General features: G+C 38.1%; 11 protein-coding genes. 2 read left to right on the top strand and 9 right to left on the bottom strand.

Annotated elements, in window-relative coordinates; genetic code table 11:
* Position 1 precedes the first annotated feature (1 nt).
* Entirely contained in the window at positions 2-778 is a 777-nt protein-coding gene (locus R7Q46_RS13260; protein WP_213899637.1) for a prepilin peptidase, read from the top strand.
* Positions 779-844: 66 nt separating this feature from the next.
* Here the strand turns inward: R7Q46_RS13260 and R7Q46_RS13255 are convergent, their stop codons facing one another.
* From R7Q46_RS13255 to R7Q46_RS13245, 3 genes are read right to left on the bottom strand one after another with little or no spacing between them, the layout of a single operon-like run.
* Complete coding sequence (locus R7Q46_RS13255) at positions 845-1288, bottom strand: hypothetical protein (protein WP_025634162.1); 444 nt, start codon at positions 1286-1288, stop codon at positions 845-847.
* Complete coding sequence (locus R7Q46_RS13250; RefSeq protein WP_025634163.1) at positions 1281-1598, bottom strand: hypothetical protein; 318 nt, start codon at positions 1596-1598, stop codon at positions 1281-1283. Before R7Q46_RS13250 ends, R7Q46_RS13255 begins: the two co-directional genes overlap by 8 nt.
* Positions 1599-1618: 20 nt before the next feature.
* Positions 1619-3862: a hypothetical protein gene (locus R7Q46_RS13245; protein WP_025634164.1), complete on the bottom strand. Its 2244-nt coding sequence runs from the start codon at positions 3860-3862 to the stop codon at positions 1619-1621.
* 172 nt (positions 3863-4034) lie between these two features.
* Between R7Q46_RS13245 and R7Q46_RS13240 the strand changes: the two genes are divergently transcribed.
* Positions 4035-4754 (top strand): hypothetical protein, encoded by a 720-nt coding sequence (locus R7Q46_RS13240; protein ID WP_025634165.1) that lies wholly within the window; start codon positions 4035-4037, stop codon positions 4752-4754.
* Positions 4755-4815: 61 nt separating this feature from the next.
* Here R7Q46_RS13240 and R7Q46_RS13235 read toward each other — a convergent pair whose 3' ends face one another.
* The 6 genes from R7Q46_RS13235 to R7Q46_RS13210 form a co-directional block, all read right to left on the bottom strand.
* Positions 4816-5472 (bottom strand): hypothetical protein, encoded by a 657-nt coding sequence (locus R7Q46_RS13235; RefSeq protein WP_025634166.1) that lies wholly within the window; start codon positions 5470-5472, stop codon positions 4816-4818.
* 9 nt (positions 5473-5481) lie between these two features.
* A complete protein-coding gene (locus tag R7Q46_RS13230; protein ID WP_025634167.1) occupies positions 5482-6567 on the bottom strand; it encodes a ParM/StbA family protein in 1086 nt (361 codons plus the stop codon).
* Between the two features lie 1872 nt (positions 6568-8439).
* Complete coding sequence (locus R7Q46_RS13225) at positions 8440-8865, bottom strand: hypothetical protein (RefSeq protein ID WP_025767165.1); 426 nt, start codon at positions 8863-8865, stop codon at positions 8440-8442.
* Positions 8866-9387: 522 nt separating this feature from the next.
* Complete coding sequence (locus R7Q46_RS13220; RefSeq protein ID WP_025636793.1) at positions 9388-9633, bottom strand: hypothetical protein; 246 nt, start codon at positions 9631-9633, stop codon at positions 9388-9390.
* 72 nt (positions 9634-9705) lie between these two features.
* Entirely contained in the window at positions 9706-10146 is a 441-nt protein-coding gene (locus R7Q46_RS13215; protein WP_025767164.1) for a hypothetical protein, read from the bottom strand.
* 540 nt (positions 10147-10686) lie between these two features.
* Positions 10687-11061, bottom strand: a complete 375-nt coding sequence (locus tag R7Q46_RS13210) for a hypothetical protein (protein ID WP_025767163.1) — start codon at positions 11059-11061, stop codon at positions 10687-10689.
* Positions 11062-11068 lie beyond the last annotated feature (7 nt).

Genomic DNA, 11068 nt, shown 5'->3' with positions numbered 1-11068 from the left:
AATGATTTCTTATCTGTTCCTGGTAATTACTGGTAGTCTCATTGCAAAGATCACTTATGTCATAGCTGGATTTCTGCCACAAATTGAAGAAGATGAGATCAGAAATGATCTCATCACCTATTATCCTGAATACTCTTTAGAACCAAGTAACCGTGAAGGACGGTTTGACTTCACTAGCTTATGCAAAAGTGTTGGATACTGGGTACCTTTCTCCTGCATTGCTGGTGGCCTGAAGGGAAACAACCAAACTTATAAAGAGGTATTTGTATTAGAAATTACCGTAGCCGCTTCAACGGTGACTCTATACCAAATAGCAACTTCATTTGAGCAGTTTCTTTTAATGCTCATTTTCTTTTGCCTAACAGCAATGGCGTTTTTGGTTGACCTAGCGAGTCAATTTCTACCAGAAAAACTAACAAATTTCATTTTATGGTCTGGTTTGGTTCTGGCTTGTACAGAGTATGGCTATCTATCTTCCGAAGAATCGCTTAGCGGTGCTTTATTAGGGTATGGGCTTCTTTACCTTTTCAATACTATGCATAAAGTGCTTTACAAAAATATTGGAATGGCAAATGGTGATTTAAGGCTGGGGGCTGGTATAGGGGCTTGGGCTGGCGTAGAGATAACAATGCTCACAATACTCTTTATGTTTGTGTTCATCGTCATAACATATATAAGAGGAACGAGAGGGCAGTATCCACTGGGGCCATATATAGTGATAAGCTCTTACATAGCATTCATAGTCAACAATCCCAGTTTTTTAACTATTAATTTTTAAATTAAAGCAGCTATCGTAGCTGCTTTATTTTCTAATATGAATAGTAATATGGGCCCTACCAAACCACTACCTCATGTTACTTTCATCCAACCCATATTCTGTCTCCGCTAAATCGAGTAGCAGATTTAAAAACTCATCATTCGTTGAAGACTTAGCTACTCTCTTACATAAGGAATCAAACCTTTTTTTGGTAAGCTTAGACAGTGCCATTGTGGTTGTTGAAGTTTTATCACGAGATTTCGCAGCATGAAACAAACCGACGAACTTATCTACTCTAGACTCTGGAAAGAAAACCAATAATTGCATGAAAGTAGACCGAATCTTCTGTACATCCGTTTCATCAATTTTATTAAGCTGAGATTGAATTGCTTTAGATGTTGTACGAAAACCATCCGGGTCATTGCAGTGGTTAAGTGCCAAAAAATTATCGTTAGCATCCAGAATCCACTTTAAAAACTGGTAGTTATTTGGCCCACGTATGTTAACTTTTTTGCTTAATGAATTAGACATGAGTATCGGCCTTTTTATACAGCGTGAAAAACACGGTCGTCCATAACCAAGCTAAAACGTAAAATCCCTCGCCGGGAGGAGCTGTAAGCAAACATCCAATAGATACAATTACCACTGCAACCTCAACGGCCTTTAAGAGGGTAGGAGATAGTACTCCACCTTTGAACTTATGAATGATGCATAGCAAACCAAGTACAAATGCCGACGTCATAAAGACTAAGACTGCATTTCCTTCAACAACTGATGACACCAAACTTACGGTAGCAAATAGGGCAAGTAACATCATAAATTTGTTAAAAATCTTTAGCATTTGTACTCCTGATCTCTTAGTTATATATACTCAAAGTCAGCATGCTTAGAAGCTTCAGTACCTACGTACGAGTATTCCGCTTTTCTCACACGAACAAAGAGGGGGCTATAGCTATTATGTTGGTTGAAGTGGCCAACAGCATGGTTTCTTTCGTCAGCGATAGCTCTTTCGATTAAAGCTGATTTAAACTCGCTATACGTAGTGCTCCTATTACCATCGGAATCCTCAGGTAACTCCAAAATCAAATTCAATATCAAATCTGAAAATTTATCATTTGGTTCTGGTAGCTCAGAGTCGAGTCTATCGAGTAAGGAAATCGAATCTGATATCACACGGTAGATTAGAATATCAGTAAATTTAAGCTTCTCGAGATCATTAGAAAACTCAGAATCGATGCCTTCAACTCTGTTTAGAATTGAGCCGAGAACATCGTTAATAGCAACGTCTGACTTGGATTTGAGTATTTCTTCATCAACCTCACTACTTTTGAGTGACATCAGAGTAGAACAAAGCTCATCGACAACGATTTGAATTGATTTTTCATAAATTGAGTCTCTTGTAGTTAGCAATCGCTCGCAGAATGACATGTGTCTTTCAGCAATATGAATCCTTTCAAGTTCTGAGTTCAACAAAGATCTCCTAGATTCACCTGCCTTTTCATACTGAGAAACTTTTCTGTTTAATCGTTGCAATTCCTCTTGTAACTTATCAACTCTTAACGAGAAATCAGAGCACTCTGCTTTTAACAAACGTAAGTCAGAAGAGGTTGATTCAAGAGATTCGATTTTCTCAAGCTTCACCTTCTTATCTGCCTTAGCTTTTCTCAACTGTGTACGATTAGATGCAATTGAAGCGTTAGCTTTCTTGGCTCGTTCAATATATAAACTGGCAAGTTCAATTAGTCTTAGATAAAGAGGTTGTCGAGCGCCTTTATAAATGCTTCTTTGAGATTCAATAGCGCTTCTAGTGCATCTCTTTAAAGAGTCAACGCTATCCCTATTAAAAAGCACGAGCTGGTCTTTCTTAAGAATAATGTCCTTAGCAATAAAATCTTCAAAACGTTCGTCATACAGCTTTGCTGTCCTCTCAGATATCTCTTTTATGCTTTTCTCGCGGAATTCAGAGTTACTTAACGTTTGGTTTGGTGCATTCTTTAGTACGTCCATCATTATTTCTTCTGAACGACGAAGAGAAACATCAACGTTATCCAGTAACAGCTCAGTAGGACGAAGAGTATTGCTCTCATCAATCGTGCATAATCCCGCTCTAACGAAATACATTAAAGCGTCTTGCACTTTGAAAGGTATGTCAGAACCATAAGAGACATTATTCAATAAATTTGAGCGCTCTTGTAGAAACTCTAAATCTGAGTCACTTCTTAATGCGCGAGCTTGGGCCCGTACTGCTCTTGATATTTGGCATGAAAATAGGGCAATTGAAATCTCATCAACAACTTTAAAAATCTTAGCTGCAAATCTTGTAATCCTATTATCTAAAGAGTTAGTTAGGGTCAAGTAGCCTAATCGCTCATCTAGCCACATGAAATCCTTATGACAGATAAGCAAAGAGTGAGCTAATTCCTCTCTTTTATGTACAGGCAGCTTTTTAGGCATGAGAGGTAGTAAGATTTGCTCTTGTATCATCCCATTAAACTTTACAGCTCGTTCTGCGTGGTTAAGAAGGTTTTCTAACTTAACGTTAAAGTTGTTTGGAATAAGGAAAAGCGTAGACTCTTTAGTATTTCTCTCACGACCCTTTATACGTGTGTCATTGAACTCAAAATAGAGCCTCTTAATTTTGAGTTGTCTCGTGTCGACTTTTGGTCTGAACTCTAGGATTTTCATCAGCCCCAAAACATTAAATGGTTTTTCACTAAATGCTTCTTGATGTCCAAGCTTGGGGTTAAAACTCTGATATTTGGGATCGGCTAAGCGTTGGGCAAGTAGCCCAATTTCAATTGGGACCTGAGAGTACAGGTAATCAAACAGATTTTCGAAAAACTCATCCCACGATTTAACTAGTTCCTTGCCAAACGAATCTACAAGTACACTCTTGATGACACGGATTCTTTCGGTACTAACAGTTGCTTCTGGGTACTCCACGTCAAGAAATTCTTTAATCTGAGCTTGAGTATGTGGACCCTCACCATTTAGCCCTAGTGCCAACTCTAAAATTCGGGCGTTGCGTTTGGGATTCTCTAGTAGTTCAATCTTTTGAACAATGTCTGCCAGCCTAGAGATAAGTAACTTTTTGGTTTTTGGCATTCTTATCACCTTAAATCAAAGGTTTACTACTTTTGTATTTATTATATTGCGGTAATAACCATATTGCTAAGAATTCTATTATATATTATAGCAAATGTTAAGTCAGCTTTGTGTTAATAAAATTAGATATATGCTATAAATGGACTATAAACAATAGAAAGTGGAGTTCACAATGACTGTAGAGCTAGAAGAGTTAAAAAGCCCTTGGGTGGAACTGTATGAACAATGTTTAGAATCAGCATACGATTACCCTTACAGTGACTTAGAAGGTTTCCCTGGCTTATACGCCAGAAGACTTAAAACAGCAATTTTGCTAAAACAAAATAGGAACAAAAAAATCAGTATAACTGAAGCAAGTACGATTGCAGATAGAGCAGCAAAACACACCCTAGTCGAACTTAGGGCTAAGTTCACAGAGCGTTGTAGTTTTTCACACATCAAAAACGAGCTCAGAAAGGGTAGTGCTAGCCAGATTCCAGGAAGAAAAATAATAGACAATGGTATGGCTGCAAAATTCATGAACATTGTCGTTGGTTTCCCTACCTATAAACTAAGTTCTAACGAGATTAAATTTCTCCTTTCGAAATTCGATAGTGACTTAGTACACTACGATAGTGAGAAGTGGTACATAACGATCAAGGTTTTTGAATTGCATTTAGAAGAGGCGGAACCGACACCACAAGAGATGGCTGTTCTGGATAGCGTTGCACGATCTTCAATTCCTAGCATTATTGCATACACATTGGACTCAGATTACAAGATCGACTGGAAGGACTTTTTTAACGCTGTTAAAGCAAGAGTTAAAGAAACAGTTAAACAAGGTTTTAATAGGTTCAAAAGTCGGAAAGGGGACTTAGACAATGAACAAATTGAGGCTCTCTTTGACGAATAAAATAGGTACCAACTCCTTTCAAAAGTGGGGCTTAACTAAACAGTGCTAAGCCCCATTTTTCTTAAGCTATCAGCAATGACTCCATGTTGAAATTATCAATAGCTAAGCTATCAGAGACACCATCTTTACTTTCAAGATAATCATCTTTCGTAGAAAAAGCATCTGGCTGTTCAGTTTGCCCCTCAACAGCTCTAAAGCCAATAGGGTGGTTTGAAAGCTTTTCAATACTTGAAGCTATTTTAGCCAAATGTTGCTCAACATTTTCGAGTGTCTTGTACTCATTACACTTAAACCTTTCTTTATTACTTTGGTTTTGAAGGAAATGAATAGCAGAATTCATCATATTGATAGCATGTTGGTTGACATCATTAAGAGCTTGCTTGGGATCGTTTTCGGAATGTGCAGACAAATAAGTATGAACGAGACCTTGGTGATACACAGAAGAATCCGTTATGTGTATGCTAGCTCTTCTCTTTACTTTATCAATGTGTAACCCTAAGTTGCGGCACCAATCCCAGTCTCTGATCTCATGAGGGAGGATGTTATCAAAATAATACATAAGCTTATCGAACTCACCCTCTTCGATGAAATACCCAATTCTAATTAACTCTTCGACTAACGATTTGAGAGTTATTGATTTTGAATTCGCTAACTCTCGGCATTCTGTTGAGTAATCATTTGGTATCCTTATTTCCACTTTTAATGAAAAGCGCCCCATGACCTTTGCCTACTTATTCTTTTTGTTGTTTTGGTACCAAAGCTCTGCAAACAACTCAAGGCCCCAAGCGTTTAGCTTGTCTGCTTCATCTGGTATGAGGAATGAGTTGTTATCTTTACCGTAATACTCTTCAATTAAAGGTGTAATTTCTTCACGCAATGCGGCAATAGTACCTCCAATGAATATGATTAAATCAATATCTACAGCTTTAGATAAGGTATCAGTGATTGCGCCAAAAATCTTACTAGCTAGCTCCTTCCGTGCATTCTCTGCCCATTCAGAATGATCTTTCTCAACCCCCCGAACTGTAACAATACCTTCATCAATTAACTTACGGCACTGCTGATGTGTGGGTGTGGTGAAACCTAAATCGTAAAGGTAGTTGGATGCTTTTTTGACAATCTGATTGAACCCGATGTCCTGGGTGACAGAACGATCCATATCAATAGTTCCATCGTCAAACACAGCTATATCAGTTGTTTTACCACCAGGATCAGCGATTGCGATCGTTTTTCCTATGTATTCAGGGTTATGTACCAACATCCCTGAATCATCTCTCTTAAATAGGAATACACGAAGGGCTGCTAGTGCTTCGGGCTGAACAAGTAGAGCTTCAATATTTGACTTCCGCAGCTTCGATTCCGGGTCAGTACCTAAGTGATCAAAAGATCTCTGCATAGAGAGCATCTTTTGCTTAACATTGTTTTCGTTGACGGACCCATCTGTTTTAAAGAACTGTCTTAATGGCATTCCAGTACAAAGAACGTACTTTTTATTGAGTAACTCATCTCCAAATTGATTTAAGCCATGCTGCAGTAAAACCTGAGCTGCTTCACTATTGGAGAAGTCATCGTTCCTGGGAATAGGTTGTTTTACCTCACCAATGGTGTAAGCGTTACCTGTAACAGCAGAAGTAAATTTCGTTTGAACAGGAGCATTACTTGATACTGAAAAGGTTTCATCTAGTACCGCAAAACGTTCAGTCGAACGTTGGATGTGTGTAGGAAAGGAGGTTTTAACAGATTCAGCTGAGATCTTATGTTGGGCATTACCGTCATCATACCCAATAAATAGTGTTGAACAGTCGTTAAACATAGTAAAATATCTCTATTGTTTTTTAGTGATAAATGCAATATATAGCATGTATGTGACAACCTCAAATATTTTCACTTTAGGAGGCAGGTGTTGATTGAAGACTGGCGAGAGAAGTTAAAGGAGAACTTGGAGAGAAATTACCAAATAGAAGTATCATCTCTCTATATATCGAAAAAGAATCGAATGGTATATGTACAATTTTCTGACAGTTCAAATGTACAAAAATACTTAGGTTTAAATTTAGACCTAGTCGATGTAGTGATTAGACAAAATACATGGGAATATTGCCAGAATAGCAAGGTATCAACGTTAATTGAAAAACGACATAGAGTAAAACTACCAAAGAATAAAATGAGTAAATATTGCTTCGAATCTTAGTAAGAGTAATCGAAAACTAAGTTATTTTTTATCAGAAGATCTATTTAACTTTAGTTAAATAGATCTTCTGATAACGTATTTTATGGTAAATGGCCATTATGTTTAATACTCACAAATTTCAAATTCACAGGGGAAAGAGATTTCACATAGTCAACTTTCTAAAGGAGGTATCTAACTTATTGATATTTGGTAGGTGGTAACAACTACGTGTACAAAATTCCAATCGTCGTGAATTTAACATAACATAGATAATATACACTAAGAGTGTAAGAGCAATTTTAATATGTCATCTTATACTTAATGAACATGCAGAGCTTTGAGTACCTCAACCGATGCTAAATCCCATGATTGACCGAGACTTTAATCGTATTACAGTGATGCAAAATGTTCGCGAACACCGCCTTCGTCAAATCGACGATTTAGGCTGCAAATATATATAATTTAAGTCCTCGACAATTGGAAGCTTATTTAGTCAGTTAAGCCAGTTTGGTGCTTCTACGTTAGCACATACGTCAAGAGCCGAATCAAGCAACCGACGTTTTCTTTGCCTAATCATCTGAACATCATGGGAGCTCAATACTTTGATTTGTAGCTAACATTCGCTTGTGAGGTTCTAACGGAACAACACAACTTGGCTCTGACTGTCTATACACTAAGTCAGTTGATGACAGTCGATGGCCCCACGTGCCACACTAGCCATTTGCTTGCCAACCTCGTTATTCACATAGGTCAAATAATAAATAGTATTTTCAATTTCTGAATACAAAGGTGGAAGGTTATCATTAAGGTTCCAACCTCATTTTAAAGTAAATTGTTCTGAGCTCCTTGCTCTAAGTAGACCTCAGTTGCTCTCCCCAACATCCCCCTAGCCTTCACTCAAAATATTCACATTATTTCAAAAGATACGTCTCTTAACATCCTAAAAATGGACGCATCTATCGCTTTGGCAACATCACACATTGAGCTGTCTAAAGCTAAAACATGCTCTTAAGTTGATAACTTAAGATAAATCCACCACAGCCTTAATTACTCACAGTTGTAGATATGCCCTGGCAAAGGGTCTTTTTTGTCCTGACCGATTAGCGGCTATTTGGTGGGACTGTAATGGCAATTGGATGGCAATAATCAAGCTAATATACCCGATGGACATTTAATAAGTGAGTAAAGTATTACGTCACAGTGAGAGTAATCGGACACTTAAAGGTCATAGAAAGGAGCCCAAAAGGACAGTGTAATTTTTGATATTTACAAATATGGGAGAAAAACAAGTCTGTCAAACAAAACGCAGACCCTTCTTTAGAATTAAAATATTTTAATACTTTTAAATTTAAAATAATTAAAAGGGCTTCGCCAAAATATAGATCGAAATAATCAATGTCAAGTTCTTTAATATTGCATTGTGATCGGGGGATGACGGGTTGGCTGGGGCCGAGCTGTCGGGGGTGACCCCCAAGAAGCGGGAAATTAAGCATTTAGGGCTTTAGCCCTAAGTGCTTAAATGGATAATTCGCTATATCCAGAGTGATCAATTGACTCTGTCATGGTGATCTTGCGACCAAAGAATGACCACTCTAATTTACGTACTAAACGTGTTTTGTACTGGACTTCTGAAATTACAGAAGGCGTAGTTTCCACACCAAACGTTTCTCTCAGTAACTCTTGTGCCTTAGCAACTATTGACCCCTGCGTAATCTCGAATTGAAGATCGAACAACTTTTCTTTCACAAGGTCTCCGATAGGTGTTTCTGAGGCTTTGCCGAATTCATATTTTATTCCCAGTTCACAGTAGACAGCGTTTGGAGTTTTTTTCTGAAATTCCGCGCTAAAGAATCTCCCCTGAGTTAAACCCATATCGTTGTCACCAACTTGACCAATAATCTTGCCGTTAGTGATGTAGAAGTTATGAACTGTTACTTTCATTTTTTGTCCCGCCAGTAGTATTCCCAACTGTTTCCATTATACCAAAACCAGATTAAAATACCACATTAAAACACAAATATAGGTAAAATATACTTAACTATTTTAATTGACTTATATCCAGACAAAGACGACACAATAGGGCTCGATAGAGGGTTAGCTTTTTAGGCGAAGCCGTTAAGAAAAGCGTTGAAACTTCTTTTAGCTGCCGAAGGCAGATCATTTAGGCCACCAGCACCTGCCATAGCAATGACAACGGGGTTTATGTTGGCATTGCTATGGCGCTGGAGGTCTAGCAGCCTTGAGCGATACATTGAAATGCATCAAACCTTATTACTGCACTATGGATGACAACGTGTTTTTGTTGGCGTCCATAGTGATTTAGGTTTGATTGAAATTTCAATGACAACACTTAGCGAGGAACGAGCTTTAGTGATGTAGGGGTAAGTCCGGCGGGTGGGCCTCGGTGGCGACTAGGGGGAACCCCTGTTAGTGGAGAGCGTCCAATTGAAACAAATTTACTTGTTACAATTGGATAGTTATTAGTATTAAAATTAAAAGTATCGCCAATTTTACTCTTTGCTTTGTACTCGTTTTCGTTTTGATAGTTTCTACAATTTTATCTATTAGACCGAAAGCCTCTGCAAACCCAACAATTAGTACAAATACTGTAAAAGCATCAGCCACATTTGAGAAACCCAAACGCTCAAAAATAAATGTTAGAGCGTCAGCTACTGCGTAAATGCGTAATAACAATGCTGCTAAATTCAATATGTTCCCCCTACCCTTAATATATTCCTTTTCAATTAGCTAGTATGTTCAATTGATATATGACAGATATCGCTAGATAAGTTTGAAACTAGATAATAATGAATCTGGCTCATTGGTCTGTTCGATTATTAAGGATTGTCCTGACACATCCCATTCATAAGTAGAAACCGTCTTTCCCCTAAACTGTTTCATCACTTTTAACCTAGGTTCATTAAACTTCTTCCCTAGCAGAAACTTACCTATTGAAATTACTTTTGATAAAGAAGAACCACGATGCCCTTCCTCTGATAAGCAACTTAGGATTTCTACGATATTATGTCTTGTGTCGATATCCGAGTTAGTACCTAAGATAAAAGCTATGTCTGAGTCCATGTATATTGAATCATTGATCACCTTTTCATAGGTAATCGAAATAAACTTACCCTCTACTAAACCGACATTGTTTTTCCCAACATAACCGAATAAACGACTGCAAATAATGGTGTAATTATTGATGATAACTTCTAATTTCATACTGCCCCCAAGCCTATGATATTTATTTGTTCAGAGTATGTATTATAAATAAACGCAACTATAAATACCATATTAGAACACACAATAAAGTAAAATATACTTAACTATTTTAGTTGACTTTAGACCGGACAAAGACGACACAATAGGGCTCGACAGAGGGTCAGCTTTTTAGGCGAAGCCGTTAAGAAAAGCGATACAAAAGCTTCTAGCTCGCCGAAGGCGATTCATTTAGACCACCAGCACCCTGCCATAGCAATGACAACGGGGTTTATGTTGGCATTGCTATGGCGCTGGAGGTCTAACAGCCTTGAGCGATACATTGAAATTCATCAAACCTTACCACTGCACTATGGATGACAACGGATTTTTGTTGGCGTCCATAGTGATTTAGGTTTGAATGAAATTTCAATGACAGCACTTAGCGAGGCACGAGCTTTAGTGATGTAGGGGTAAGTCCGGCGGGTGGGCCTCGGTGGCGACTAGGGGGAACCCCTGTTAGTGGAGAGCAAATATTGCCCAGTAAATCTGAGCAATATTTATCTATTGATGGTCGAATGACAACGCTGCTCTTTCAAGCTCCTTCTCTAGCTCCACAAGGCGTGTCGGAAGTAACGCAAATGAAAACAAGGTCAATAATGATTCGATTGAATCCCGCCATTGAGCCGTTGACTGAAGTATTTCTAGAACCCCGAAATCTGCACAAATCTGTTTTAGCTTAACTTCATTGTTAGCTTTTTCTTCACGCTTAAGGGCAACCTTAAAGAATTCATCGAATTTATTCTGAGACATTTCTTTGACTGAAACAAAGCCAGTTCCTTTTTCTGTCCATACCATTAGATGCGGTTCTCCGCTGAATACACTGATCTGGTCTTTATAGTGCTTACTAATTAGCTCAATCTGTTTCTCGGTTCTCATAGTGGTG

The organism is Vibrio sp. 811 (assembly GCF_033339195.1).
Note: the sequence above shows the minus strand (reverse complement) of the source record. Positions and strands in the feature narration are given on the sequence as shown.

Bases quoted from the DNA above. Each gene is read 5' to 3' on its own strand.
- R7Q46_RS13260 (WP_213899637.1), top strand. From the start codon at position 2: ATGATTTCTTATCTGTTCCTGGTAATTACTGGTAGTCTCATTGCAAAG.
- R7Q46_RS13225 (WP_025767165.1), bottom strand. From the start codon at position 8,865: ATGAAAGTAACAGTTCATAACTTCTACATCACTAACGGCAAGATTATT.
- R7Q46_RS13230 (WP_025634167.1), bottom strand. From the start codon at position 6,567: ATGTTTAACGACTGTTCAACACTATTTATTGGGTATGATGACGGTAAT.
- R7Q46_RS13250 (WP_025634163.1), bottom strand. From the start codon at position 1,598: ATGCTAAAGATTTTTAACAAATTTATGATGTTACTTGCCCTATTTGCT.
- R7Q46_RS13210 (WP_025767163.1), bottom strand. From the start codon at position 11,061: ATGAGAACCGAGAAACAGATTGAGCTAATTAGTAAGCACTATAAAGAC.
- R7Q46_RS13245 (WP_025634164.1), bottom strand. From the start codon at position 3,862: ATGCCAAAAACCAAAAAGTTACTTATCTCTAGGCTGGCAGACATTGTT.
- R7Q46_RS13235 (WP_025634166.1), bottom strand. From the start codon at position 5,472: ATGGGGCGCTTTTCATTAAAAGTGGAAATAAGGATACCAAATGATTAC.
- R7Q46_RS13215 (WP_025767164.1), bottom strand. From the start codon at position 10,146: ATGAAATTAGAAGTTATCATCAATAATTACACCATTATTTGCAGTCGT.
- R7Q46_RS13240 (WP_025634165.1), top strand. From the start codon at position 4,035: ATGACTGTAGAGCTAGAAGAGTTAAAAAGCCCTTGGGTGGAACTGTAT.
- R7Q46_RS13255 (WP_025634162.1), bottom strand. From the start codon at position 1,288: ATGTCTAATTCATTAAGCAAAAAAGTTAACATACGTGGGCCAAATAAC.